27 protein-coding genes are annotated in these 26,390 nt (G+C 59.2%); 13 read left to right on the top strand and 14 right to left on the bottom strand.

The window, feature by feature from the left end; all coding sequences use genetic code 11:
- A partial coding sequence (locus F7R06_RS12255) for an FMN-dependent NADH-azoreductase (protein ID WP_151149670.1) occupies positions 1-586 on the bottom strand: 586 nt, incomplete at its 3' end.
- Between the two features lie 110 nt (positions 587-696).
- Here F7R06_RS12255 and F7R06_RS12250 point away from each other — a divergent pair.
- Positions 697-1,611 carry a LysR substrate-binding domain-containing protein gene (locus F7R06_RS12250; RefSeq protein ID WP_162493949.1) on the top strand — a complete coding sequence of 305 codons (915 nt, stop codon included), beginning with the start codon at positions 697-699 and terminating at the stop codon, positions 1,609-1,611.
- Between the two features lie 76 nt (positions 1,612-1,687).
- Here the strand turns inward: F7R06_RS12250 and F7R06_RS12245 are convergent, their stop codons facing one another.
- The 3 genes from F7R06_RS12245 to F7R06_RS12235 all read right to left on the bottom strand — a co-directional run bounded on the left by F7R06_RS12245 (position 1,688) and on the right by F7R06_RS12235 (position 5,532).
- On the bottom strand, positions 1,688-2,386 hold the full coding sequence (locus F7R06_RS12245) for a hypothetical protein (protein WP_090328592.1): 699 nt from the start codon (positions 2,384-2,386) through the stop codon (positions 1,688-1,690).
- Positions 2,387-2,443: 57 nt separating this feature from the next.
- Complete coding sequence (locus F7R06_RS12240) at positions 2,444-3,220, bottom strand: hypothetical protein (protein ID WP_090328590.1); 777 nt, start codon at positions 3,218-3,220, stop codon at positions 2,444-2,446.
- 236 nt (positions 3,221-3,456) lie between these two features.
- Positions 3,457-5,532: an AsmA family protein gene (locus F7R06_RS12235; RefSeq protein ID WP_090328588.1), complete on the bottom strand. Its 2,076-nt coding sequence runs from the start codon at positions 5,530-5,532 to the stop codon at positions 3,457-3,459.
- A 386-nt stretch (positions 5,533-5,918) separates the two neighbouring features.
- On the opposite strand from F7R06_RS12235, the gene F7R06_RS12230 reads away from it, so the two are divergent.
- From F7R06_RS12230 to F7R06_RS12200, 7 genes are all read left to right on the top strand, one after another.
- On the top strand, positions 5,919-6,389 hold the full coding sequence (locus F7R06_RS12230) for a hypothetical protein (protein ID WP_090328585.1): 471 nt from the start codon (positions 5,919-5,921) through the stop codon (positions 6,387-6,389).
- Positions 6,390-6,561: 172 nt separating this feature from the next.
- Complete coding sequence (locus tag F7R06_RS12225) at positions 6,562-7,194, top strand: TetR family transcriptional regulator (protein ID WP_090328584.1); 633 nt, start codon at positions 6,562-6,564, stop codon at positions 7,192-7,194.
- 250 nt (positions 7,195-7,444) lie between these two features.
- Positions 7,445-7,945: an urease accessory protein UreE gene (gene ureE, locus F7R06_RS12220; RefSeq protein ID WP_090328581.1), complete on the top strand. Its 501-nt coding sequence runs from the start codon at positions 7,445-7,447 to the stop codon at positions 7,943-7,945.
- Positions 7,942-8,616 carry an urease accessory protein UreF gene (locus F7R06_RS12215; protein WP_090328579.1) on the top strand — a complete coding sequence of 225 codons (675 nt, stop codon included), beginning with the start codon at positions 7,942-7,944 and terminating at the stop codon, positions 8,614-8,616. The genes ureE and F7R06_RS12215 overlap by 4 nt, the downstream gene beginning before the upstream one ends.
- A gap of 23 nt (positions 8,617-8,639) precedes the next feature.
- The gene (ureG, locus tag F7R06_RS12210; RefSeq protein ID WP_077045358.1) at positions 8,640-9,254 is read left to right on the top strand and encodes an urease accessory protein UreG; all 615 of its coding nucleotides are present in this window, start codon (positions 8,640-8,642) and stop codon (positions 9,252-9,254) included.
- 29 nt (positions 9,255-9,283) lie between these two features.
- Positions 9,284-9,856 carry a HupE/UreJ family protein gene (locus F7R06_RS12205; RefSeq protein ID WP_090328577.1) on the top strand — a complete coding sequence of 191 codons (573 nt, stop codon included), beginning with the start codon at positions 9,284-9,286 and terminating at the stop codon, positions 9,854-9,856.
- 190 nt (positions 9,857-10,046) lie between these two features.
- Complete coding sequence (locus F7R06_RS12200; RefSeq protein ID WP_090328575.1) at positions 10,047-11,180, top strand: AGE family epimerase/isomerase; 1,134 nt, start codon at positions 10,047-10,049, stop codon at positions 11,178-11,180.
- Between the two features lie 103 nt (positions 11,181-11,283).
- Here F7R06_RS12200 and F7R06_RS12195 read toward each other — a convergent pair whose 3' ends face one another.
- From F7R06_RS12195 to amaB, 9 genes are all read right to left on the bottom strand, one after another.
- Positions 11,284-12,054 carry an SDR family oxidoreductase gene (locus tag F7R06_RS12195; protein ID WP_090328573.1) on the bottom strand — a complete coding sequence of 257 codons (771 nt, stop codon included), beginning with the start codon at positions 12,052-12,054 and terminating at the stop codon, positions 11,284-11,286.
- A 163-nt stretch (positions 12,055-12,217) separates the two neighbouring features.
- A complete protein-coding gene (locus F7R06_RS31065; RefSeq protein ID WP_245706760.1) occupies positions 12,218-12,547 on the bottom strand; it encodes a hypothetical protein in 330 nt (109 codons plus the stop codon).
- 339 nt (positions 12,548-12,886) lie between these two features.
- A complete protein-coding gene (locus tag F7R06_RS12180; RefSeq protein ID WP_090328570.1) occupies positions 12,887-13,606 on the bottom strand; it encodes an ABC transporter ATP-binding protein in 720 nt (239 codons plus the stop codon).
- On the bottom strand, positions 13,603-14,475 hold the full coding sequence (locus tag F7R06_RS12175) for an ABC transporter ATP-binding protein (protein WP_090328568.1): 873 nt from the start codon (positions 14,473-14,475) through the stop codon (positions 13,603-13,605). Before F7R06_RS12175 ends, F7R06_RS12180 begins: the two co-directional genes overlap by 4 nt.
- Complete coding sequence (gene livM, locus F7R06_RS12170) at positions 14,472-15,755, bottom strand: high-affinity branched-chain amino acid ABC transporter permease LivM (protein ID WP_090328566.1); 1,284 nt, start codon at positions 15,753-15,755, stop codon at positions 14,472-14,474. The genes F7R06_RS12175 and livM overlap by 4 nt, the downstream gene beginning before the upstream one ends.
- A 3-nt stretch (positions 15,756-15,758) precedes the next feature.
- The gene (locus F7R06_RS12165) at positions 15,759-16,673 is read right to left on the bottom strand and encodes an ABC transporter permease subunit (RefSeq protein WP_090328564.1); all 915 of its coding nucleotides are present in this window, start codon (positions 16,671-16,673) and stop codon (positions 15,759-15,761) included.
- 171 nt (positions 16,674-16,844) lie between these two features.
- Entirely contained in the window at positions 16,845-17,978 is a 1,134-nt protein-coding gene (locus tag F7R06_RS12160) for an ABC transporter substrate-binding protein (protein WP_090328563.1), read from the bottom strand.
- Positions 17,979-18,341: 363 nt separating this feature from the next.
- A complete protein-coding gene (amaA, locus tag F7R06_RS12155) occupies positions 18,342-19,625 on the bottom strand; it encodes an L-pipecolate oxidase (protein ID WP_090328561.1) in 1,284 nt (427 codons plus the stop codon).
- A gap of 151 nt (positions 19,626-19,776) precedes the next feature.
- Positions 19,777-21,267, bottom strand: coding sequence for an L-piperidine-6-carboxylate dehydrogenase (amaB, locus tag F7R06_RS12150; protein WP_090328558.1), 1,491 nt, complete (start codon positions 21,265-21,267; stop codon positions 19,777-19,779).
- Positions 21,268-21,442: 175 nt separating this feature from the next.
- On the opposite strand from amaB, the gene F7R06_RS12145 reads away from it, so the two are divergent.
- From F7R06_RS12145 to nadE, 3 genes are all read left to right on the top strand, one after another.
- On the top strand, positions 21,443-22,354 hold the full coding sequence (locus tag F7R06_RS12145; protein WP_090328556.1) for a LysR family transcriptional regulator: 912 nt from the start codon (positions 21,443-21,445) through the stop codon (positions 22,352-22,354).
- Between the two features lie 118 nt (positions 22,355-22,472).
- Positions 22,473-23,696 carry a nicotinate phosphoribosyltransferase gene (pncB, locus tag F7R06_RS12140; RefSeq protein ID WP_090328554.1) on the top strand — a complete coding sequence of 408 codons (1,224 nt, stop codon included), beginning with the start codon at positions 22,473-22,475 and terminating at the stop codon, positions 23,694-23,696.
- Between the two features lie 4 nt (positions 23,697-23,700).
- Positions 23,701-24,528 carry an ammonia-dependent NAD(+) synthetase gene (gene nadE / locus F7R06_RS12135; RefSeq protein WP_090328552.1) on the top strand — a complete coding sequence of 276 codons (828 nt, stop codon included), beginning with the start codon at positions 23,701-23,703 and terminating at the stop codon, positions 24,526-24,528.
- Between the two features lie 176 nt (positions 24,529-24,704).
- Here the strand turns inward: nadE and azu are convergent, their stop codons facing one another.
- The gene (gene azu / locus F7R06_RS12130; RefSeq protein ID WP_090328550.1) at positions 24,705-25,151 is read right to left on the bottom strand and encodes an azurin; all 447 of its coding nucleotides are present in this window, start codon (positions 25,149-25,151) and stop codon (positions 24,705-24,707) included.
- A 342-nt stretch (positions 25,152-25,493) separates the two neighbouring features.
- Here azu and F7R06_RS12125 point away from each other — a divergent pair, with 342 nt between their 5' ends.
- Positions 25,494-26,081, top strand: coding sequence for a cytokinin riboside 5'-monophosphate phosphoribohydrolase (locus F7R06_RS12125; RefSeq protein WP_090328548.1), 588 nt, complete (start codon positions 25,494-25,496; stop codon positions 26,079-26,081).
- Positions 26,082-26,149: 68 nt separating this feature from the next.
- Positions 26,150-26,329, top strand: a complete 180-nt coding sequence (locus F7R06_RS12120) for a hypothetical protein (RefSeq protein WP_090328546.1) — start codon at positions 26,150-26,152, stop codon at positions 26,327-26,329.
- The last annotated feature ends 61 nt before the right edge of the window (positions 26,330-26,390 follow it).

Raw genomic sequence — 26,390 nt, 5'->3', positions numbered from 1 at the left:
CTGCGAAAGAGCGTGCTTCAGACTCTTCCCCTTCGGCGGCGACCACCGTGACGTCGGTAATACCGATAAATCCCAGCACCGTGCGCAGCAAGGTATCGGCATGGTTCATGGAGGCCAGCTCGCCGTCCGGGCCAAAACCGAACCCGCCGCGACTGGTGATGATCAGCGCCTTTTTGCCCTGCACCAGGGGTTCGTATTGGGCTACGCCGTTATCCAACGAGTGATTGAACGTCAGGCCAAGGCGCACGATCTGGTCGATCCAGGCTTTCAAGCCGCTGGGCACGCTGAAGTTGTGCATCGGCGTGGAGATCACCAGCACATCGTGGCCCAGCAATTCGCCGACCAGTTCATCGCTGAGTGCCAGGTCCGCCTGCATCGACAACGGGCGCGCTTCAGGCTCGGGGTAAAACGCGGCGGCCACGAAGGCTTCACTGACGGGAGGAATAAACGCCCGCCCGACTTCGCGGCGAGTCAGGTGCCACTGTGGATTTCGCGCCTGCAAGGCCGATAGAAATACCTCGGCCAGGCGCCGGGAGTGAGAACGCTCGCCACGGGGACTGGCATGAACCGCAAGAATTTTACTCATCTGAATATCCTCCAGGACTAAACTCAAACTGCTTACAGCTCTGAGCTTGAAGCTTGTAGCTGTCCCTCTTCAAATGAGCAAAAATCAGTTTGGTTGAATCCATTTCATCCATGGAGTACACAATGTTCGCTACGTTACCGCTGACCGCCCTGCGGGCCTTTGAGTCCGCCTCACGCCTGCTGAGCTTCAAGGCCGCCGCTGAAGAACTCTCGGTGACGCCGACCGCGGTATCGCATCAGATCCGCACGCTGGAAACCTGGCTCGGCGTGCCGTTGTTCGAACGCCTGCCGCGGCAGGTGCGCCTGACCGAATGCGGCGAACGGCTGTTCCGCAGCTTGCACGGCGCACTGCTGGACGTGGCGCAAAGCATCGATACGCTACGCCCGCAACGCAGCGGCAGCAGCCTGACGATTTCCACCACCGCCGCCTTTGCCGCCCTGTGGCTGGTGCCGCGCCTGGGACGCTTTTATGCGCGACACCCGAACATCAGCCTGCGCCTGGACACCCATTGCGAAGTCATCGACTTGCATCAGGACGCCAGCGTCGATCTGGTGCTGCGTTACAGCCTGGCTGATTATCCGAACCTGTATGGGGTGTGCCTGTTCGACGAGTCCTTCGGCGTCTATGGCTCTCCCGAACAAGTGGCACTGGCCGCCCACCGCACGCCGACGCTGATCAGCGTGCGCTGGCACAACTCCCGACTCTATGCCCATGGCTGGGAAGCATGGTGTGCGCAGTCTGGCGAAACCTGGCTGGCCGGCCAGCCGACCATGCGCGAATACGACGAAGAGCATTACGCCCTGCAAGCGGCAATTGCCGGGCAAGGCCTGGTACTGGCGAGCAATATCCTGGTGTCCGAGAGCGTGGCCAGCGGGTTGCTGGTGGCTTATCGGGGGGAAGTTCTAGTGGATGGCGCTGGTTACAGCGCCTTGTGCGTGCCGGGACGCGAGCGGCATCCACCGGTGCGGGCATTTTTTGCGTGGCTGGAGGAAGAGGCGCGGATTTCGGGCCATGCCTTGCGCTGAGTCCGTGACTTGGGTAATGGCTACAAAACCGGATAAAGTCCACGCCCCTTTGAATCGCTGTACAGATCCAATTAGATCAACCAATGCATCCTGGACAGAGTTCAAGAATCAGACCGTCTCTTGAGTCAGGGAGTTGAGCGATTATTTTTTCCCGCATTCGACTTCTTTCAAAACCCGCCCGATCCAGCTGTTGCTTGGCAAAATCGAAACTGACTTCGCCCACGATATGCTTGCCGGAAAAACACTGATTCAAAAAGTCGGCCTCAACCTCTTCGATGGTGTTAAAGCAGACAAATACTGAATAAAGAACAGCGCCCGCCCCCAAAATCCCCATCTGCAGGGCAATAGTCGAAAAATCGGCATCATCGGTTGTCTTTACAGTGGCCACGGCATGTTCTCGCAATGCCCCGCCCGCCGCTTCCTCGACGAACGAGTGCTCAACGCCGTTGATCAACTGCTCAAACTTCTCAACCTGGTTTTTGCCAAAAAGAGAACGCACCTGGCCTACAACGGAATCCCGTATTGAAAACTGGGCGTCATTTTTTGGATCAAAACGGTTGTTTTTATAGACTGTACGCTGCCATTTAACCTTTTCCAACGCAGTGGCGCATTCCGTATTCCAGCTCTCGGCATCCGACCACCTCACAACTTTCGTATCTGCATACAACTGAGAGAAAAGTAAGGAGTCAAGCAGATCCTCGCGCAACTGTTGCGAAAACCCACCGGCAACCAAAAGCAAATTACCTGCGACCAGACAAACATCATCCTTGATCATTTCAAAAACTCCGAAAAGTCAAAGCGGGTTACTCCATGAGCAACCCGCCCTACACTCTTACTTAAGTTTGACACCACTAAAGAACTCCTCAGAGCTCATATCAAGTGCCTCATAGATAAATTCTCGCCCGCGTTCGTGCATAGCCAAATTCAATTCCACCATGGTCGCCACTTTTTTCATTTTCAAGTTAGACAACTTCCACTTCCAGAACCATGCACCACCTTGTTGCGTCTGAAGTTCACAGTCAACAGCCAGGTACGCGGTTATCGCGGTGCCCTTGTTCGATTGTAGGCACGGTACAATCCGAAACTCTGCATTTTTTCCTTTTTTACTATTGCCATCAAATAACGTTACCAACGATTCATCCGACTTGATCTTATCGAAAGCGCCTTGCAACAATGTTGCCATGGCAGGTGCATTCCTGCCGGCAACCGCTTTAATCATATCCAGGACAATGGAATCCATTGTGACATTGACTTGTTTGCTGACGTGATCCTCATACTTGCTATTGGTCAGCGTCCAACCACAATGTCGCATGGCTTCACTGTATTTCGCATGCCATTCGACGGGCCTCTCCTTGATGTCCGAGTAGGTATTTGCATAACGTTCGGCAAAATGAATACTGTCCGCCGCCGCCTGCTTTTTATCTTCATCAAGGTTATCGGAAAAACCGATCACGGAAGGCGTTTCGTTACCCACCAGCAGATCCTGCTGATTGACACCTTCTTTTTCATCGGACAAAGCGCGGATTGTCGGCACCTCGACAAGTGGTGCTATATGCGCAGCCCTAAAAAACAACTGACTCTCTTCAAAACTTGGCATTAAAATACTCATATCAACTTCCATGTTTTAACAATAGTTATTAAGTTCAAAATCAGTCACCCGACTGACAATGTCAACTTAGCAACCATCCTCCACAACCTCTACAATTGGTGCGTGACAACTTATTACCGAGCCATCAAAGTTAGCCTCCAAAAGCACAAACCAACTCTAAAAACCGAACGAACACACTTCAACAGCGCAACATCCACAATACCGTTAATACCCAAAACAAGTTCGCGAAGCGAACACTAGTTCGTCCCTTTTACCGTCTTGGGCGCCTTGCCCGCCTTCATTTGCTCCAGCAGCGGCGCACATTGATTCGGTTCTCCCCCACTCGGAGCCACCAGCGCCAGCAAGCCTGCGGCCGGCGCGGCGATCACTCCCAATGCGACCATCCCGGCGCCGCGCAACATCAGCGGCACGGCTTTGACCCCCGCATCAGGCTTGATGAACTTGCCACGCACGTACAGTGGCGAACGCAATGAGATCAAACGCCAGCCCTTGGATTCCGGGGTGATGGTCAGGTCCAGTTGCTCGGTGGCCATGTTCGCCGTGCCGTCGATGTAGACGATCGCGTTCTCGGTATCGAAGACGAACAGTCGCGTGGTGGCCAGACCGGTCTTGATGTCGAAGTCGGCGGCGGCGCAATTGATCTTCACTTCCTTGTCGCCAAAGATCCGCCCGACCACGTAGTTGCCGACGTTCAACCCGGCCAGCTCCATCAACTCGCGACTGATGGCGCCATCGTTGATCAGCATTTTCAGATTGCCATTAGCGCTGCCTAGCAACCTGGCCACCGAGTTGCCGCGACCGGTGATGTCGGCATCACCATTGAGTTCGCCGAAACTGGTTTTCATCGGTTCGAAGGTCGGGAACAACTGCTTGAGCTTGAACCCCCGGGCCGTGAGTTTGGCCTTGCCTTCCAGTGGTTCGGTCTGACCGTTCAGGCGAATCTGCGCGTCCAGTTTGCCCCCCGCCACACCGAATCGAAGCGGCTCGAGACTGAGAACGCCATCGGTGAGCACCAGGTGTGTGTAGAGATCGGTGAACGGCAGTTTTTCACTGTGGACGATGCGCTTGCCGGTGAACTCGACGTCCGCATCCATATCGCGCCAGCGTTCAGTCTTGAACTCTTCAACCGGCAGGACTTTGTCCGCCGGCTGCTTGCTCTCGCCGCCCCGGGCCTTTTGCTTGGCGTTGGAGTCGGCACCGATCAGTGGGGCGAGGTCGGCAAACAGCAGTTGGTTGGAAAGCAGTGAGCCACTGAGCTTCGGCCGGGGCTGGCTGGCGACGTAGGCCAGGTTGCCATGAATGTCACTGGCGCCGATCTTGCCGTTGAAGTCCTCATAGCGGAACTCCGCTCCGCCCGGTTCATGCAGTTTGGCGATCAAATGGCCATCGGTGGCATAAGGCGGGGTATCCGGCAGGGTCACGCCGGTCAGAGGGTAGAGATTGCCCAGGCTGGTGCCGGCTAGTTTCAGACGCAAATCGAGGGCTCCGAGATTCAGCGGGTCAGTCAGGGTGCCGGCGAGTTCAACGCTGGTGTCGGCGATCGACACTTGAGCCTGCAAAGGAAAGGGTCGGCTCGCATCCTGCAAGGCCAACAAACCGCCGATTTTGCCCTGACCCGCGAGTTTCTGGCCGTGGTACTGGCCTTTGACCTTCAAGGCGAACGCGTAGTCCTGGGGCGAGCTACCTTTTTCCTGCGCGGTTTTCGCCGCCTTGTCGCCCACAATCTCGCTGAACGGAATCGGTTTGCCCAGCGGGTCGATCAGCAGGTCGAGCTGTGTTTTCAGGCTTTGATCGTCGAGGGTGACGTGCCCCTTGTCGAAGCCGATTGCGCCGATATCCACCCCCCACGGGGAAGGTGGAGCCTTCGGGTCTTTCGGGTCGAACTTGAAGGTCCAGTTGGCGCGACCGTCGGCCAGTCGCTGTAAATCGGCATGGGGTTCGGTGAGGTCGATGCGCGGGATCACCACGCGCTGCGCCAGCAAGGCCAGGGGCGAGATACGCAGTTCGACGCGCTTGAGGCTGGCCATCTGCGGCGCCTTCGACCAGTCCGGGTTGCCCAGGCTCAGGTCCTCGGCCACCACATGCGGCCACGGCACCCACGCCCGCCAGCCGCCCTCGTCGAGTTCACGCCGCCAGACCACCGCCAGGTTGCCGTTGATGGCGAACGGACGGTGCAGCTCTTCAGACACTTTGGCATTGAGGGGCGGTTTGATCCGGTTCCAATCGAAGAACACGATGATCAGAACCAGTATGGCCAGCAGTACGAAAAGGCTGGTCACGGTCCAGGCGAGAATTTTACGAGTGCGCGTCATTGCACAGGGCTCCTGATACGGCTGAGCGCCCCGACGGCGGCGCACATGAAAACGCTGGGCCAGAACCGACCCGCTATGGAATCTACGACTGAAAAACCGTCCGCAGGTTTAATCGAAAAACCCATTTTGCCGCATTTGCGCGGGTCGACGGCTCTTTCTCCTGACAATACGCGTTACCGGCTCCGCCCTTTCCCGTGGCGCAAGTGAGTCGAAAATACCCACCGCAGTGCAAAAACACTTGCCGCAAAGGCCCGGTTTACAAGGGCTGCAGGGAACAATCAATTTCGTTGATTATTACCATTGCGTTTATGAACTTTTATATCGACTTATCGAGAGTAGCATTGCTCTCGTACCCATTTTATTGCCCACTTGCGGAGCACCCGATCATGAAACGCCAACTTCTGCTTAGCCTGACACTCTCTATGTTGGCCAGCACTGCATTTGCACTGCCGGCCGCTGACCAAGCCACTCCACAAGCGAAAGCCAGCCACTCGGTGTTCAGCCAGACCCTCGCTGCTGACGGTTCGGATCGCACCCCTGGTGGCCAGACCCTCGCCGCTGACGGTTCCGATCGCACCCCTGGTGGCCAAACCCTCGCCGCTGACGGTTCGGATCGCACCCCTGGTGGCCAGACCCTCGCCGCTGACGGTTCGGATCGCACCCCTGGTGGCCAGACCCTTGCTGCTGACGGTTCGGATCGCACCCCTGGTGGCCAGACCCTCGCTGCTGACGGTTCGGATCGCACCCCTGGTGGTCAGACCCTCGCCGCTGACGGTTCGGATCGTACCCCTGGTGGCCAGACTCTGGCCGAAGGTGGTGGTGATCGTGTGATCGAACGCAACAGCGCTATGAGCTAAGCCCATGGCGGCCTTGAAAAAAAGCCCAATCACCGGATTGGGCTTTTGATTTTTCTGGCCATTGACTTGATAGAAGTCGCATCTGTGCACTTGATCTCCTCTCGTCGTTCGACGCCGGCAAAGTCTATTTGCTAGAGTGCGGCGCTCTCCTTCTCCAGAAAACACCCCTGCGATGCTGCCCCGCGCCGAACAGAAACAACAAACCCGTAACGCCCTGATGGACGCTGCTCGCCATTTGATGGAAGGCGGCCGAGGATTTGGCAGCTTGAGCCTGCGCGAAGTCGCGAAAACCGCCGGGATCGTCCCCACGGGTTTTTACCGGCACTTCGCCGACATGGACGAACTGGGTCTGGTGCTGGTCAGCGAAGTCGGTCAGACCTTCCGTGAAACCATCCGCCTGGTGCGGCATAACGAGTTCGTGATGGGCGGCATCATTGATGCCTCGGTGCGAATTTTTCTCGATGTGGTGTCGGCCAATCGCTCGCAATTCCTGTTTCTCGCCCGGGAGCAGTATGGCGGTTCGCTACCGGTGCGCCTGGCCATCGGCCGCCTGCGCGAAAATATCAGCTCAGACCTGGCGGCCGACCTGGCCCTGATGCCCAAGCTGCAACACCTGGACATCGCCGGCCTGAGTGTCATGGCGGATCTGATCGTCAAAAGCGTATTCGCGACCCTGCCCGACATCATCGACCCGCCGGCCGAGGCATTGCCCGAACACCTGACGCCTCAGGCAAAAATTACCCAGCAACTGCGCTTTATCTTTATCGGCTTGAAACATTGGCAAGGTCTCGGCAGCACCGAGTAATGTTCGCGATGGCGTCGGCATATCCAACATTTATACAGACTGTCTTGCCACAATCGAGAGCAGGCTCGCTCCCACCGCCAATCACTACGCATCATTTTGGTGCGCGATAAAAAACCACGCACCAACATCATTCAAAACCCGCACTGAAACGGACCTTGTCCTACGCTTCCGACGGGCATTTCCTACACTTGCGTCGATTGGCAAGCCCCTTGCTCTAGCCTGAACATTGTCCATTGCTGGAAGCTTTCCGATGCTGGTGATTCATCGCAGAATCGACCCTCAACCCGACTGGGCCGCCGAGTTGCACCTGACCTTCGAGGCCCGGAGCAAGAGCCGTTTGCGCTGTTTCAGTGCCGAGGGCGAAGACGTCGGATTGTTTTTGGAGCGCGGCCAGTCACCTCTGCATGACGGCGAATGCCTGCAGGCCGAAGACGGGCGCATCGTCCGTGTTTGCGCCCGCCCCGAACAACTGCTGCACGTCACCTGCGCCAATGCCTTCGAACTGACTCGCGCCGCCTATCACCTGGGCAACCGTCACGTCGCCTTGCAGGTCGGCGACGGCTGGTTACGCCTGCTCGATGATTACGTGCTCAAGGCCATGCTCGAACAACTCGGCGCCACCACCGAGCCCATCGAAGCACCGTTCCAGCCGGAACACGGGGCTTACGGCGGAGGCCATCACCATTCACGTCATGGCGATGAAGACTTCAACTACCCGCCCAAACTGCACCAGTTCGGCGTGCGCCCATGAACCCGGCCTGGGCGCTGCTGCGTCTGGCCAGTCCGCAATTGCCGATTGGCGGCTACAGCTATTCCCAAGGCCTGGAAATGGCCGTGGAGAACGGTCGTGTTCACGATCCGGACAGCGCTCGGCGCTGGATCAGCGACCAATTGCTGCTGAACCTGGCCCGCTTCGAGGCCCCGCTGCTGCTCGCCCACTGCATAGCAGCGGCCGAGGACAACTGGAGCGACCTGTTGCAACGCTGCGAAGAACACCGCGCCAGCCGGGAAACCCGCGAACTGCATCAGGAGAGCCGGCAAATGGGCTACTCCCTGCAACAACTGCTCAACGGCTTGCCCGAACTCGATGCACCGGCCCGCAGCTTCCTCGAACAGCGCGCCGAACCGCATCTGGCCCTGGGTTGGGCGCTGGCCGCTCGGGCGTGGCAGATCAGCCCACAGGACGCGCTGGCCGCCTGGCTTTGGAGCTGGCTGGAAAACCAATTGGCGGTGCTGATGAAAACCCTGCCGCTGGGCCAGCAAGCCGCACAACGCCTGACCAGCGAATTGCTGCCGCTGTTGCAGCAAGCCCAGCAGAACGCCACCCGAATCAACCCCGAACACTATGGCAGCACCGCTTTCGGCCTGTCCCTGGCGTGCATGGCCCATGAGCGCCAGTACAGCCGTCTGTTCCGCTCCTAGGGCCCTTTATTTTGGAGAACCACATGAATACACAACCTCTGCGCGTCGGCATCGGCGGTCCGGTCGGCTCCGGCAAAACCGCCCTGACGCTGGCCCTGTGCCTGGCCTTGCGTGACCGCTATAACCTGGCGGTGGTCACCAACGACATCTACACCCGCGAAGACGCCGACTTTCTGGTGCGCAATCAAGCGCTCGCGCCGGAACGCATCATTGGCGTGGAAACCGGCGGTTGCCCGCACACCGCCATTCGCGAAGACGCCTCGATCAACCTCGAAGCCGTGGATCAACTGAACCGGCGCTTTCCGGGCCTGGACCTGATTCTGGTGGAGTCCGGCGGCGACAACCTGTCGGCCACCTTCAGCCCGGAACTGTCGGATCTGACCATCTATGTGATCGACGTGTCGGCCGGCGACAAGCTTCCGCGCAAGGGCGGGCCGGGGATCTGCAAATCCGACCTGCTGGTGATCAACAAAATCGACCTCGCACCGCTGGTGGGAGCCTCACTGACCTTGATGGACAGCGACACCACGCGCATGCGCAACGGCAAGCCGTTCGTGTTCAGCAATCAGAAAACCGGTCAGGGCCTGGAAGAGATCATCGCCTTCATCGAGCGTCAGGGACTGCTGACGGCAGCCTGATCACGACTTATCAACAAGGAAGCTTACCCATGACACTCAACCGCATCCTCGGCACCCTGGCACTGCTGCTGACCCCGGCCATCGCCTTCGCCCACCCCGGGCACGGCGACAACGGCTTGATCGCCGGCATCAGCCACCCACTCGGCGGCCTCGATCACTTGCTGGCGATGCTGGCTGTCGGCCTCTGGGCGGCGCAACAACAAGGCGCCGCGCGCTGGGCGCTGCCGTGCACTTTCGTCGGCACCTTGTTGATAGGCGGGCTGCTGGGTTTTGAAGGCCTGAACCTGCCGGCGCTGGAAAGCGGGATTGCCGCGTCCGTGCTGGCGCTGGGTCTGGCCGTGGCGCTGGCGGTGCGTCCGCCGTTGAGCATGGCGGTGGCGGCAACAGCCTTGTTCGCGCTGTTCCATGGCGTGGCCCATGGCCTGGAACTGCCGGAGATGTCGAGCCCCTGGACCTATGCCGCCGGTTTTGTGGTGGCGACGGCTGCGTTGCATGCGGCCGGTTATGCCGTGGTGCGCGTGCTGCCCCGGGCGGCGGCGCCGTTGATTCGACTGGCGGGCGCGGCTTCGGCGGCGACGGGCGTGTGGCTGTTGGCGGGCTGATTCTCCGTAGCCTGTGATGGCCTCTCGCGGGCAAGCCACGCTCCCACAGGTTTTGTGTTGTCGCATCCTTTGGGGGTCGGCACAAATCTTGTGTGAGCGAGCCCGCTCGCGAAAGCGGCCTGACAGACAACACAGCTCTCAGGCCTGTTAACATGTCGCGCAATCGCCCCTGCCGTGACGACGCCAGCCAATGCCGCATGTTTCCCGCTCTGCCTCCCAGCCTGAACTGACCGCCCTGTTTTCCTCGGTGCAACAGCACTTCCAGGACGTGATCGTGCCCCTCTGGCAAGGCCCCGGCTGGAACGCCGACATGGCGCTGCCCTATGAGGCGCTGGACGCCGAGCACCTGCCACTGCCCCCTCAGCGCTACCGGGCCATGGCCTGCGCGAGACAGCTGTACCTGTTTGCCAGCCTGATCGGCCAGGTGCCGGCTGCCGAAGAACGCGCATCAGCGTTGTTCCGCTCCTTGCAGCGGCATTTTCACGACGCCGAGCATGGCGGCTGGTTCTACAGCATCGACTCGCATGGCGCGCCGCTGGATCAGCGCAAAGACCTCTACACCCACGCCTTCATCCTGTTCGCCTGCGCCCATTACTGGGACAAAGTCCGCGAGCCGCTGGTGGAGTCGGTGCTCAACGCCGCGCTGGAAGTGATCGCCCGGCGATTCGCCACGGGTGATGGCCTCTACGAAGCCAGCCTCGACCACGACTGGTCAACCCTGGGCAGCGGGCCGCTGCAGAACCCGTTGATGCACCTGGCAGAAGCCTTTCTCGCCACCCTGTCAGTACGGGAAGACCGCGCTGTGCAACGTGCACTCGTCGAGTTATGCACAGCCATGCAGAAGCACTTTATCGACGCTCAACATGGGGTGTTGATGGAAAAACCGCTGGGGTCTGTGGATAACTGGTTTGAACCGGGGCACCAGTTCGAATGGTATTTCCTGCTGGAATCATCGGAGCTGCTGCGCGGCTCGAAGCTGCATGCGTCCCTGGAACGCGCCTTCACCTTCACCGAGCAACTGGGTGTCGATCAACAGACCGGTGCGGTGCGGGCCATGCTCGACCTCGGGCCGGACGGCGGCTCCCGGGACGCCACCCAGCGCATCTGGGCCCAGGCCGAGTACCTGCGCGCGCTGACCCTGCGTCCGCACAGCGAGCCAGCGGTGTTGCGCCAATTGCAGGCGCTGCAACAACACTCACTGCACTCGCGTGGCTGGTATGAATGCCGCGACGAACAGGGGCACGTGAGCCGCCGGGACATGCCGTCGACCACGCCTTATCACTTGGCGACCTGTTATCGCGGGTTGGCTGAATATCTGCGCTGACGGTTCGAGCGCTTTCGCGATCAGGCTCGCCCCCCACACCGGGTCCTGTGCATGCAGTTCCATTGCGGGAGCGAGCCTGCTCGCGATTGGCCGCGAGGCGGTCTTAAGCCTTGCCACCACTGCGATCAATGGCAAACCCGGCCCAGGTCTGGCTCACCGGCATCAGCTCCAGGCTGTTGATGTTGATGTGGGCCGGCGCATTGAGGACCCAGAAAATGGTGTCGGCGATGTCTTGCGGCTGGATCGGATCGGCACCGGCGTAAGTGGCGTTGTAACGCTCCTGATCACCGGCAAAACGCACCAGCGAGAACTCGCTCTCGCACAGGCCAGGTTCGATGTTGCTGACCCGCACGCCCGTGCCTTGCAGATCGCAGCGCAGGTTCAGGGAGAACTGTTTGACGAACGCCTTGCTCGCGCCATACACGTGGCTGCCCGGGTACGGGTAGTTGCCGGCGATGGAACCCAGGTTGACGATGCCGGCACCACGACCGTGGGCGATCAGGCGCGGCAGCAGCAAACGGGTGCTGTACATCAGGCCTTTGATGTTGGTGTCGACCATGGTGTCCCAATCATCCAGATCGCACTTGGGTGCCGGGTCAACGCCCAGGGCCAGGCCGGCGTTGTTGATCAGCCCGCGCAGCTTGGCGAAAGATGGCGGCAGGTTGGCAATGGCCTCTTCCATGGCCTTGCGGTCACGCACATCGAGTACCAGGCCGTGAACTTCAGTCTGCTTCGAAAGTTCGGCGCACAGTGCGTTGAGGCGTTCTTCACGACGACCGGTCAGCACCAGTTTCCAGCCGGCCTCGGCAAAACGACGGGCACAGGCTTCACCAAAACCGGAGGTCGCGCCGGTAATAAACAGGGTGTTGGACATCGTGTTCTCCTAGCTGTGGCTGATCGCCAGCCATTGGAATATAAAATCAGCAGCCAGCATGCCCGGCCTTGTTCGCAGCGGCAACCACCGTCCAACCTGTACAAAAAACGATCAAACCTCGCAAAGCCTTGTCCAGCGTGGCCTACAGACAGGTGCACGCATGTTATCCACAGGTGGGTCCACAGTCTTTGGGGGCAAGTGTAAAAAGCTGAAAGCCCCTATCCACAAGGCTTTGCGACGGATTTTGAAATTTTTTTACTTGACCCTCATTGCTCTGCTGTGCAGCAAAGGACAAGCAACTCGACCGGACGGTCAAGCCGACGATGGCGCCAAGCCAGTAACCACGGCCTTTATCCGGGTCTTTCCAGAGTTTAATCACAGACTTATCCACAGGCTTGTCCACGCCTTTTCGAGCGGTTTTCGGCGCCAATAAAAAGGTTGACAAAGCGGCCTCACGGCTGCGCAAAAATGCCTGTTCAAAAAACAACCACACGCCTGCAGGCCTTGTATTCCAAGGCCTTCAGCCAGCTACTCCCACGTTATTCACAGCCAGCTCCACAGCAAACGGGGACAAGTCAAAACCGTGGCAAAACAACTATTTGCAGCGGCTTTATGTCGCGCTTTGGCAGCTTGGGAATATTGTTTTCCACAATTCACTGCAGGAGCGAGCTTGCTCGCGATGGACGTCAACGAAAACGCGAAAATTCTGAATAAACGCGTCGTCCTGAAGACCTTCGCGAGCAAGCTCGCTCCTACAAGGGATTGGGGTGAATTGGAGATGTAAAAAAGCCCCGGCGATTGCGCGCCGGGGCTTGTGTACAACAGGTATAACTCAGTGCCCGCCGAGGTAGGCGTTACGCACATCTTCGTTGACCAACAGCTCCTTGCCGGTGCCGGTCATGCGAATCTCGCCGTTGACCATGACATAGGCGCGGTCAGACAGCTTGAGGGCGTGGTTGGCGTTCTGCTCGACCAGGAAGATAGTCATGCCGGTCTTGGCCAGTTCCCGCAGGGTGGCGAAGATCTGTTTCACCACGATCGGCGCCAACCCGAGGCTCGGCTCGTCCAGCAACAGCAGTTTCGGCCGGCTCATTAGCGCACGGGCGATGGCGAGCATTTGCTGCTCTCCCCCGGACATGGTCATGGCACGCTGGTTGCGCCGCTCTTCGAGCCGCGGGAACAGCTCGAACATGCGTTGCATGTCTTCCTTGGCGTACTTGTCACCGATCGGAATGGTGCCCATCAGCAGGTTTTCTTCGACGGTCATGTCGGGGAAGACCCGCCGCCCTTCCGGCGATTGCGCGATGCCGTTGGACGCGATGTAGTGGGACGACTTGTGGGTGATGTCCACGCCCTGATAAACGATCTGCCCGCCCGCCGCCCGAGGCTGGCCGAAGATCGACATCAGCAGGGTCGACTTGCCGGCGCCGTTGGAGCCGATGAGGCTGACGGTTTCACCTTCATTGATGTGCAGCGAGACTTTCTTCAGGGCCTGGATCGGCCCGTAAAACACGTCCAGCTCCTTGAGTTCGAGGATGGCACCGTTAGTCATACGAGCTCCTCTTCGTCGGCGCCCAGGTAAGCGGCAATCACTTTCGGGTCGTTACGGATATCGTCAGGGCCGCCCTCGGCGATAACGATGCCGTGGTCCAGCACCACGATGTGATCGGAAATACTCATAACCATGCCCATGTCGTGTTCGATCAGCACCACGGTCAGATCGTGCTCGTCGCGCAGCAGCCGGATCATCGCGCTCAGCGCTTCGGTTTCCTGAGGGTTGAGGCCGGCGGCCGGCTCGTCGAGGCAGATGATCTGCGGACGGGTGCACATGGCCCGGGCGATTTCCAGGCGACGTTGCTGGCCGTAGGACAGTTCACCGGCCAGACGGTTGGCGCAGTCCACCAGGTCCACCACTTCCAGCCAGTAGAACGCATGGTCCAGCGCATCGCTTTCGGCCTTGCGATAGCCCTTGGTGTTGAGGATGCCCGCCAGCATGTTGCGGTTGACCCACATGTGCTGGGCCACCAGCAGGTTTTCCAGCACCGACATTTCCTTGAACAGGCGAATGTTCTGGAAGGTCCGCGCCAGCCCGGCACGGTTCACCAGGTGGGTGCCGCCGAACGCCTTGTAGAACAGGCGACTGGCGAAAGATTTGGGCGAGACGAAATCGGTCGCTTTGAACGATTCACCGAGCAACTTGATGACGTTGGTTTTCTCGCCGCGCACATTCAGTTCGATCTTGCCGCCCGAGGCCTTGTAGAACCCGGTCAGGCAGTTGAACACAGTGGTCTTGCCGGCACCGTTGGGGCCGATCAGGGCGAAAATCGAGTTGCGCTTGACCTGCAGGCTGACATCATTCAACGCCTTGATGCCGCCGAAGTGCATCATCAGCTTCTCTACGGAGAGTACGACTTCGCTCATGGCGCTACTCCTTTACGCGGGGCCACACCGGTACGGCTGATCCGAATCAGGCCGCGCGGTCGCCAGATCATCATCAACACCATCAGGATGCCGAACAGCAGCACGCGGTATTCCGCGAAGCCACGCAGCAGTTCCGGAGCGACGGTCAGCACGAAGGCCGCCATCACCACACCGATGGTCGAACCCATGCCGCCGAGCACCACGATGGCGAGGATCAGCGCCGATTCGAAGAAGGTGAACGAGGTCGGGTTCACAAAGCCCTGGTAGGTGGCAAAGAACACGCCGGCAAGACCCGCCGTCGAAGCGCCGATGGTAAACGCCGAGAGCTTGACCAGTACGTGGTTCAGACCCATTGAGCGGCAGGCGATCTCATCTTCCCGCAGGGCTTCCCAGGCACGACCCACCGGCATCTTCACCAGGCGATGCTTGATGTAGAGCACAGCCAGCACGACCAGGAACAACACCGTGTAGATGAAGTAATACTTCACGTCCGGGTTATAGGCGATACCGAAGAACTCGTGGAACGGCACGCCGCCGTCCTTCGCCCGCTTGCCGAACTCAAGGCCGAAGAACGTCGGCAACGGTGCCGGCATGCCGTTCGGGCCGCCGGTCAGGGACAGCCAGTTGTTGAGGATCAAGCGAATGATTTCACCGAAACCCAGGGTCACGATCGCCAGGTAGTCACCGTGCAGGCGCAGCACCGGGAACCCGAGGATGCAGCCGGCCAGACCGGCCGTGATCGCCGCCAGGGGCAGTACCGTCCAGAAACCCAGGCCCAGGTACTGATAACCGAGCGCCAGGCCGTAGGCCCCGATGGCGTAGAACGCCACATAACCCAGGTCGAGCAGGCCGGCCAGGCCGACCACGATGTTCAGCCCCAGCCCCAGCAGCACATAGATCAGGCCGAGGATGACCACGCCGAGCAAGTAGGAGTTGGAGAAAAACGGGAACACCACGGCGATGGCGATTACCAGCGGGACGATCCAGCGCAAGCGGGATTTGTAATCCGGTGGCAGTACATGTACCCCGGAGCCGGTGGTTTCAAAACCTTCGAGGATTCTCAGGCCCTTCGGGGTTTGCAGGAACAGGCTCAGGGCAAAGCGACCGGCCATGACGATGGCGACAATCCAGGCCACCCGGGTTGTTTCCAGATTGAAGCCGTAGCCATCGAGAACGACGCCGACAATCGGCCCGAACACAATCAGGGCAATCAGGCCGGCAAGAATCGCGTCAACCAGACTTTTTTTGATATCAATGGATTTTTTAGTGGTTGAAGACATCGCTTACACCTTCGACACAAGAGGACGGCCGAGCAGGCCTTGAGGCCGAAAGACCAGAACGAGAACCAGCAGCGAGAAGCTGAAAACGTCTTTGTAGTCCGAGTTGACCAGACCAGAGAACAGCGACTCGGAAATCCCGAGAATGATCCCGCCGAGCATGGCGCCAGGCAGCGAGCCGATCCCGCCGAGTACCGCAGCGGTGAACGCCTTGATGCCGATGACGAAGCCTGCGTAGAAGTCGAACGTGCCGTAGTTCATGGTGATCAGTACGCCGGCCAGGGCCGCCATCGCAGCACCGATGATGAAGACGTAGGAGATCACACGGTCGGTGTTGATACCGAGGATCGAGGCCATCTTGCGGTCTTGCTGGGTAGCGCGGCACATGCGGCCGAGCTTGGTGTACTTGATGACGTAGGTCAGCACGGCCATCCCGGCAAATGCGGCGACCAGAATGAAGATCTTGGTGTAGGTGAGCTGGACGAAGCCAGTGCCTACGTCGATGCGCCAAGCACCGGTCAGCAGTGTCGGAACACCCTGCTGGCGAGCGCCCTGGGCGATCTGTGCATAGTTTTGCAGGATCAGCGAGATACCGATGGCACTGATCAGCGGTGCCAGTCGTGTGGAGTTGCGCAGCGGTTTGTAGGCGACGCGCTCGATGACCCAGCCATATACCGCCGTCACGACGATGGTAAAGACCAGTGTGCCGAGCATCAGCAGAGGGAAGGATTCAATACCGAAGTAAGCCAGCAGAGCCAGACTGATTGCCGCGAGGTAAGCGGAAATCATGTAAACCTCGCCATGGGCGAAGTTGATCATGCCGATGATGCCATAGACCATTGTGTAGCCGATGGCGATCAGGCCATAGACCGACCCGAGGGTCAGGCCGTTGACCAGTTGCTGCAGGAAAATACCATCCATAACGCAATCTCACGCATTTGAGAGACTGCACAGAAGCCGGTTGCGACGGACCGGGGTTCAGCCGCCGGCGCAACACGGTTGTGTGCAGCTCTACGAGAAAAGACAGGTACTGCACGGACATGTTTCAGGATTGCCCGGCGCACAAGGCACCGGGCAAATCAGCCGCTCATATCACTTCTGTTTTTCCAGCTGGTGGTATTTGCCGTCCTTGTCCCACTGGTAAACCACGTAGTCGGACACTTTCAGGTCGCCCTTGCTGTCCCAGGACTTCTCGCCCATGACGGTCTTGACCGGGTGCGCCTTGAGCCATTTGGCAGCGTCTTCACCCTTGTTGGACTTGGCGCCGTTGAAGGCTGCCGCCAGGGTCTGGACCGAAGCATAGGCATACAGGGTGTAACCCTCTGGCTCAGTGCCATGTTTGCGGAACTCGTCTACCACGGTCTTGCTGTCTGGCAGCAGGCGTGGGTCGGCGCCGAAGGTCATCAGCACGCCGTCGACGTATTGCGGACCGCCAGCGGTGGTCACCAGTTCGTCGGTCACGATGCCGTCGTCGGACATGAACTTCACGTCTTTGAGGCCTTCGGTGCGAAGTTGTTTAACCAGTGGACCGGCTTCCGGGTGCAGGCCACCGAAGTAGACCACGTCGGCACCCGCCGCGCGGATCTTGGTGACCACGGCGCTGAAGTCTTTCTCGCCACGGGTCAGGCCTTCGTACAGCACGGGCGTTACGCCGCGCTTGATCAGCTGTGCCTTGGTGGCGTCTGCCAGGCCCTGACCGTAGGTGTCCTTGTCGTGCAGCACGGCAACTTTCTTGCCCTTGAGCACGTCGACGATGTAGTCGCCGGCCACGATGCCCTGCTGGTCGTCACGACCGCACATACGGAACATGGCGCTCAGGCCGCGTTCGGTAACCTGTGGGTTGGTGGAGCCTGGCGTGATGGCGATGATGCCCGCTTCGTCGTAGATCTCGGAGGCCGGGATGGTCGACGAGGAGCAGAAGTGACCGACGACGCCGGCGACTTTCTGGTTGGTCAGGTCCTTGGCGACCGTCACAGCCTGTTTCGGTTCGCAGGCGTCATCGCCCTTGACCAGTACGATTTTTTCCCCGTTTACGCCGCCCGCTGCGTTGACCGCATCGGCTGCTGCCTGTGCACCCTTCATGTACTGTTCGCCAAATGCCGCGTTGGCGCCCGTCATTGGACCCGCTACGCCGATCTTGATGTCGGCCTGAGCAAACGCAGAAACACCCAACGCAGTTGCCACTGCGAGGGCAAGAAAGCCTTTCTTGTAAAACGTCTGGGACATGAGGTGGTGCTCCAAGGTTTTTTTTAATTGGCACTGCGACTTCACTGAATGCTCAGAGCAAGTGCCGTGCCATCGGTTTTTTATTCTGAAAAAAGTCGCTGCTTTATTATTATTTTGACCGTTTCGATCCCATTTTCATTGGGCGTGCAACCGTCTAAACCGGGGAAGGTGAAACCTTTTATTTTTTGAGGCGCAACCCTCCCGTGCCATCATTGCAACCAAGCCGCCAAACGGTGTGCAACCAGCCTGTAACAACGTACGTCACCGAACTGCACACTGCTGGTGCGGTACTGCTACAACCCGCACCATTACAGGCTAGTCGCTGCGCGAAAAAGCGCCGCGTTTCTGCACGTTTTTCAATCATCAAATGACGATCCGCAGGCACTGGCCCGCGTGATACAGCGAAAAGCCCGCCTCATAAAGACAGCTGCGCAACCCGACCCCGGCCAATGGCTGCATGGGTGCAAAAGGAATCGGTAGCGCTTGAGGATTTCCGTTACACAAATAATCGGCAAAGGCTTTTCCGACCACTGTTCCCGTGGTCACGCCCCGTCCGTTGTAACCGGTGACTGCCACTAAACCGGGCGCCGGCTCGAACAGACGCATCAAGTGATCGGGGGTGAACGCGATGCAACCGGTCCAGGTGCACTCCCATTCCACCGGTTTGAGGTAAGGGAAGTAATGCTGCTGGACACGATCGGCCCACGCCTTGAGAAACCAGGTCGGTTTCTGATTGCCATTGCCCAGACTGCCGAGCAACAGACGTCCGTCTTTATCGCGACGAATGCTGCTGAGCACCTGCCGGGTATCCCAGGAGCCCTGGCCACCCGGAAGAATTTGCTGCGCAGCCTCTTCCGTCAGCGGCACCGACGCCACCTGGTAGTAATAGCCGGGGAAGAAATTGCGCCGTAATTCCGTCCAGTCGCCCTCGGTGTAGGCGTTGGAGGCAATCACCACCTGCTCGGCCAGCACCGAACCCTGAGCGGTCTGAACCGACCAGCGTTGGCCCTGACGTTCGAGTCGGGTCACAGGCGAATGATCGAACAATTGACCACCGAGACCCATGGCCGCTTTGGCCAGGCCTGTGGTGTAAGCCATGGGGTTGATCGTGCCGGCACGCCGATCGAGCAAGGCGGCGGCGATTTTTTTGGTACCGGTGGCTTGTTCGCAAGCCCGGCCGGTCAGCAGTTCGACCGGCGCGCCACGGCGTTTCCACTGTTGTTCACGACTGCGCAGATCCGCTTCACCGCGGGCGTTGTGCGCCATGTGCAGCGTGCCTTCGCGGCGCAATTGGCAATCGATGTTGTATTTGTCGACCAGGCTGAACACCAGGGCCGGTGCCGCACCGAGCATGCGGTTGAGCTGACTGCCGACCGCCTCGCCAAACCCGGCTTCAATTTCGTCCGGTGGAATCCACATGCCGGCATTGACCAGCCCGACGTTGCGCCCGGAACCGCCATGCCCGGCGCGATGGGCTTCCAGCACGCAGACCGTTTTACCCTGCTCCAGCAAATGCACGGCCGCCGACAGACCGGTAAAACCGGCGCCGATGACGCAGACATCGACCTTGACCTCTCCCTTGAGCGCCGCGTTGTCAGGCCTTTGCGGCGTCAGTTTTTCCCAAAGACACTCTTCGCGTAACGGCATTGCCAGACTCCAACAGAAACCTAACCAACACAATTTCAATGTGGGAGCGAGCTTGCTCGCGATTGCTATCTGCCAGTCGACCACTACTTGACTGACGTACCGCTATCGCGAGCAGGCTCGCTCCCACAGGGGATTACAGTTGACCCACGTTTCAGTCGAACGTGATGCCTTGGGCCAATGGCAACTCCAGCGAGTAGTTCACGGTGTTGGTCTGACGACGCATGTAGCCGCGCCATGCATCGGAACCGGACTCACGACCACCGCCGGTTTCTTTCTCACCACCAAACGCGCCGCCGATTTCCGCGCCGCTTGGGCCGATGTTGACGTTGGCGATACCGCAATCGCTGCCCACCGCCGACATGAACTGTTCGGCTTCACGCACGTCGGTGGTGAAGATGCACGAAGACAGGCCTTGCGGTACAGCATTGTTCAAACGCAGGGCTTCGTTGAAATCGCTGTAACCGACCACGTACAGGATCGGCGCGAAGGTTTCGTGGCAAACCACGTCGCTCTGCTCCGGCATTTCGACGATGGCTGGCGAAACGTAGTAAGCGTTCGGGAATTTGTCTTCGAGCTGACGCTGGCCGCCGAATACCTTGCCGCCTTCGCTCAGGGCCTGCTCCAGCGCATCCTGCATGTTCTCGAAGCTTTGCTTGTCGATCAGCGGGCCGACCAGGTTGCCTTCCAGTGGGTGGCCGATACGCACTTTGGAGTAAGCGGCTTTGAGGCGGGTGACGATTTCTTCCTTGACCGATTCGTGGGCGATCAGACGACGCAACGTGGTGCAACGCTGACCGGCGGTGCCGACAGCGCTGAACAGGATGGCGCGAACGGCCATGTCCAGATCAGCGCTTGGGCCGAGGATCATGGCGTTGTTGCCGCCCAGTTCCAGAATGCTGCGGGCGAAGCGGGCGGCGATTTTCGGCGCCACTTCACGGCCCATGCGGGTGCTGCCGGTGGCGCTGACCAGCGCAACACGCGGGTCGTCGACCAGGGCTTCGCCGGCATCGCGGCCACCGATGATGACTTGGCTCAAGTGCGGTGGAGCATCGCTGAAGTTCTTCAGCACGCGGTCAAACAGTGCCTGACAGGCCAGTGCGGTCAGCGGCGTCTTTTCCGACGGCTTCCAGATCACCGGGTTGCCACAGACCAGCGCCAGCGTCGCGTTCCAGGCCCATACCGCCACCGGGAAGTTGAATGCACTGATCACCCCGACGACGCCCAGCGGGTGCCAGGTTTCGCGCATGTGGTGGCCAGGACGCTCGGAAGCGATGGTCAGACCGTACAACTGACGGGACAGGCCGACGGCGAAGTCGCAGATGTCGATCATTTCCTGAACTTCACCCAGGCCTTCCTGAGTGATCTTGCCGGCTTCCCAGGACACCAGTTCACCGAGATCGGCCTTGTATTCACGCAGGATGTCGCCCAGTTGACGCACCAGTTCGCCACGGCGTGGCGCCGGAACCTTGCGCCACAGCTCGAACGCATGATCTGCACGACTGATGTGCTGCTCAACTTCGGCGGCACCTTCCCAGTTCACGGCGGCGATGCGGCTGCCATCGATAGGCGAATGCACCGGCACTTTGCCGTTCTGGTACAGGGCCGGGTTTACACCAAGACGATCAAGCAATGCGGCAACCATGGGTGACTCCTCAAGCAAAAAACGGAACGGGCGCAGCCGGAAAATCACGGCTGATCAGGCCTGTAGTTTTAGCGCCCCGGAGGTTACTCAACAAACGACCTTTAAGAGAGATATCATTCCGTTTATTCATGCTGTGCATTGCTGGCAATAAAGAGACAAGCACAAAGGACCGCCCATGCTGAACAAACGCTATTTGCCATCGATCGCTGCACTGCAGTGTTTCGAAGCCGTGACCCGGCATCTGAGCTTCACCCGGGCCGCCGAAGAGTTGAATCTGACCCAGAGCGCGGTCAGTAAACAGGTCGCGCAACTCGAAGAACTGTTGCAGCACCTGCTGTTTCGCCGGGTACGCCGACGCCTGCAAATGACGCCAGCGGGCGATTTGTACCTGGTCGAGGTCAGAAAAATCCTCACGCAAGTCGAGATGTCGACCCATTACCTGCGCTCCTACGGCGGCGAAACCGAAGTCCTGCGCGTCTCGACGCCACCGACTTTCGGCGCGCGCTGGCTGGTGCCGCGCCTCAAAGGCTGGCGCCTGCGTCATCCATCGATTCACTTGGACCTGTGCAGCGAACAGGAAGCCGATGATCTGCTGCAAGGGCGCAGCGACCTGGCGTTCTACTTTGGCCAGGGCTCACGGCCGGGCACCGAATGCCTGAAGCTGTTCGGCGAGGAGCTGGTGCCCGTCTGTGCCCCCGGCAGCCTGCCGGCCGAGCCGTTCACCGATCCTACGCAACTCACCGATCTGGTCCTGCTGCAAAACGCCTCACGCCCCCAAGCCTGGCATGACTGGTTCGACAGTCAGGGCTATCACACCGAACACAGCTACCACGGCCCGCGGTTCGAAACCTTCTACATGTGCATTCGCGCGGCGCAGGTCGGCTGCGGCGTGGCGCTGTTGCCGCGGTTTCTGGTGGAAGAAGAGTTGGCGGACGGCAAACTGGTCATTCCCTGGAAGCATGCAATGCCCAGCACGGATGCGTATTACCTGGCATACCCGGAGCATTCGGCGGAAGTGCCCAAGGTGCGGGATTTTGTGAAGTGGATGCTGGAGCAGGTTGATAGCCCGGAGCCTCCACAGCTTTAGGCCTCAGCCATCCCACAGGGGATCTGTTGTGATCCAAGAAATCGCTGGCAATCCAGCCCTCTGATATGCGCCACTAGCGCCATTGATCAATGCCGCTGCAACGCTGGAGATTCCCGTTATGAGCGAGAGTGTGTTTGCCGATCGCATCGTGCAGAACCTGCTCGACACCGACTTCTACAAACTGACGATGATGCAGGCGGTGCTGCACAACTACCCGAACGTGGAAGTCGAATGGGAGTTTCGTTGCCGTAACAGTGAGGATCTGCGCCCTTATCTGGCGGAAATCCGTTACCAGTTCGAGCGCCTGGCCGAGTTGAGCCTGAGCGCCGACCAGTTGAGTTTCCTGGAGCGCATCAGCTTCATGAAACCGGACTTCTTGCGCTTTCTCGGGCTGTTTCGCTTCAACCTGCGCTACATCCACACCGGCATCGAAAACGGCGAACTGTTCATCCGCCTGCGCGGCCCCTGGCTGCACGTGATTCTGTTCGAAGTGCCGATGCTGGCGATCGTCAGCGAAGTGCGCAACCGCTACCGCTATCGCGAAATCGTACTGGAACAGGCGCGCGAGCAGCTCTATCGCAAGTTCGACTGGCTGACCGCCAATGCCAGCAGCGACGAATTGTCCGAATTGCAGGTCGCCGACTTCGGCACCCGCCGTCGCTTCTCGTACCGTGTGCAGGAAGAAGTGGTGAACGTGCTCAAGCATGACTTCCCGGGACGTTTTGTCGGCACCAGCAACGTCCATCTGTCCCGGGAACTGGACATGAAGCCGCTGGGCACCATGGCCCACGAGTGGATCATGGCCCACCAGCAGCTCGGACCGCGACTGGTCGACAGCCAGATTGCCGCCCTCGATTGCTGGGTCCGTGAATACCGTGGCCTGCTGGGCATCGCCCTCACCGACTGCATCACCATGGATGCCTTCCTCGGTGATTTCGACCTGTTTTTCGCCAAGCTATTCGACGGTTTGCGCCATGACTCGGGCGATCCGGTGGTTTGGGCGGAAAAAGCCATCGCCCACTATCACAAGCTGGGCATTGACCCGATGAGCAAGACGTTGACGTTCTCCGACAGCCTGACACTGCCCAAGGCCCTGGAAATATTCCGCGCGCTGCGCGGGCGGATCAACGTCAGCTTCGGCATAGGCACCAACCTGACGTGCGATATTCCGGGTGTCGAACCGATGAGCATCGTGCTTAAAATGACCGCCTGCAACGGCCAGCCGGTGGCAAAGATCTCCGACGAGCCCGGCAAGACTCACTGCAAAGACCCGAATTTCGTCGCCTATTTGCGACACGTTTTCCAAGTTCCTGCCCTTCCCAGCCTATCTAGCAAGGAGTGAATTCATGCAAGCCGTACAGCGTGAGATTGCTGAACAGCTCAAGGTCCAACCGCCGTTTGCCGACGAGGCCGCCCTCAAGGCTGAAGTCGCCCGGCGGATTACCTTTATCCAAGACTGCCTGGTCAATTCCGGGCTCAAGACCCTGGTACTGGGCATCAGTGGCGGCGTCGACTCCCTGACCGCGGGGCTGCTGGCCCAGCGTGCCATGCGTGAACTGCGCCAGCGCACGGGAGACGACCAATACAAGTTCATCGCCGTGCGCCTGCCGTACGATATCCAGTTCGATGAACACGATGCCCAGGCCTCCGTGGACTTCATCAACCCGGACGAGCGCCACACCGTGAACATCGGTCCGGCGGTCAAGTCCCTGGCCAACGAAGTCGCGGCCTTTGAAGGCAAGCATGCGGTCTCGGTGGATTTCGTACTCGGCAACACCAAGGCGCGGATGCGCATGGTCGCCCAGTACACCATCGCCGGTGCCGCCCACGGCCTGGTGATCGGTACCGATCACGCGGCAGAAGCAGTGATGGGCTTCTTCACCAAGTTCGGCGATGGCGCCTGCGATCTGGCGCCCCTCAGCGGCCTGGTGAAAAACCAGGTCCGGGCCATCGCACGCAGCTTCGGTGCGCCGGAATCACTGGTGGAGAAAGTACCGACCGCCGACCTTGAGGACCTGTCCCCTGGCAAACCTGACGAAGCGTCCCACGGCGTGACCTACGCCGAGATCGACGCCTTTCTGCATGGCGAGCCGGTACGCGAGGAAGCGTTCAAGATCATCGTTGGTACTTACAACAAGACGCACCACAAGCGGGTGATGCCGTTTGCGCCTTGAATCGTGAATGAATGAAAAAGCCCGCTGAAGTGTTGATCTTCAGCGGGCTTTTCTTTGGCCGCAGGGTGTGGCGATGCTGTCGGCCTCTTCGCGGGCAGGCTCGCTTCTACATGAACCACCACCGTACCTGTGGGAGCGTGGCTTGCACGCGATGAACGGTAACGCGGTGCTTCAGCTTACTTCAGCGTCACAGTGCCTTTCATCATCGAGATGTGGCCCGGGAACGAGCAGAAGAAGCCATATTTTTCAGCGGCGTCGAGTTTAGACACGTCGAAGGTCACCGAATCTTTCTCACCAGCGCCGATAACCTTGGTGTGCGCGATGATGCGGGCATCACCTTCTTTCAGGTAGTTCTTCTCGATACCGGCACTCAGGCCGTCGGTGGCGATCGGCTGCATGTCGGCTTCTTTACTCAGCACCCAGTTATGGCCCATGACGGTTTTCGGCAGGCTGCCGGAGTGGGTCAGTTCCACGGTGAAGGTCTTGCAGCTCTTGTCGATTTCAATGGCCTTGGTGTTGAAGGACATCTGATCAGTGGAGTCGATAGTGGTTTTGCACTCTGCAGCCATCAGTTGGCTGCTGGCCAGTGTCAACAGGGATACCGCAACGAGTTTGGCAAACATGGTGAATCTCCAAGGCAGGGTTAACAGAAATGCGAGTGGACAGAAGACTGCCTGAAAACTTCGCAAGTTCCTATGACCTGAATCAAAAATTGTATACAACTTTTGGGCTATGGCCCCCATCGAAACAATCTACCAGCCAGACGTCTGGGACGGGCCTATGATCGGGCCATCACCCAAACTGGAGCGTCTGTCATGTCCCTCAACAGCCTGTTGTGCAGCTTGCTTGCCGCCTACGCCTGTGGCGCCAGCGGCACTTACGAAACACCCAATCGCGAAGTCTAGCCCTTGGAGCGCCGCGTGCCTGCCTTTACTCTGTGGCCCTGATCGACCATGGAGTAAGGCATGTCTTTAAGATCTGTTTGTGTATTTTGTGGTGCCAGCACCGGCACCCATCCGGCTTATCGGGAAGCGGCCGAAGCCCTCGGCCGGGCGTTGGCCGAGCGTAAGCTGACGCTGGTTTATGGCGGTGGCGCCGTTGGACTGATGGGGATCGTGGCCGATGCCGCGCTGGCGGCCGGAGGCGAAGTCGTGGGCATCATCCCGCAAAGCCTCATGGACAAGGAAATCGGCCACAAAGGGCTGACTCGCCTGGAAGTGGTGGACGGCATGCATGCGCGCAAGGCGCGGATGGCTGAACTCAGCGATGCATTCATCGCCCTGCCGGGTGGCCTGGGCACGCTGGAAGAGCTGTTCGAGGTCTGGACCTGGGGCCAGCTTGGCTACCACGGCAAACCACTGGGCTTGCTCGAAGTGAACGGTTTCTACAGCAAACTCACCGGTTTTCTCGATCATATCGTCGGCGAAGGCTTCGTTCGCGCAGCGCACCGTGACATGCTGCAGGTGAGCGAATCGCCAACATCTCTGCTCGACGCCCTCGATCAATGGCAACCCACCATACTGCCCAAGTGGGTCGAGCAAAAACCCGACTAACGACTTGGCACCGATACAGGGCAGAATACGCGCCGCTCAACCTCACCTTCGACCCCAGAGGATCGCCCATGGCTAAACCCAACTACTCCTTCGCCAAACGTCAGCGTGACCTGGCCAAGGAACAGAAGAAAGAGGAAAAGCTTCAGCGCAAGAAAGCAATGGCTGAAGACGCAGCACTGAACCCCGACGGTGAAGTCGCGGCAGAAGATGATGTTGATGCACCGAAAGATCAGGCGCCGGACGCCTGAGTCCCTCCGGGCCGGATGATCCGATCAGGCCCACCGGATCTGTGTCCAGGGCTGGCAGCGT

The sequence above is a fragment of the Pseudomonas moorei genome (assembly GCF_008801475.1).
In the GTDB taxonomy this organism is placed as follows: domain Bacteria; phylum Pseudomonadota; class Gammaproteobacteria; order Pseudomonadales; family Pseudomonadaceae; genus Aquipseudomonas; species Aquipseudomonas moorei.
Note: the sequence above shows the minus strand (reverse complement) of the source record. Positions and strands in the feature narration are given on the sequence as shown.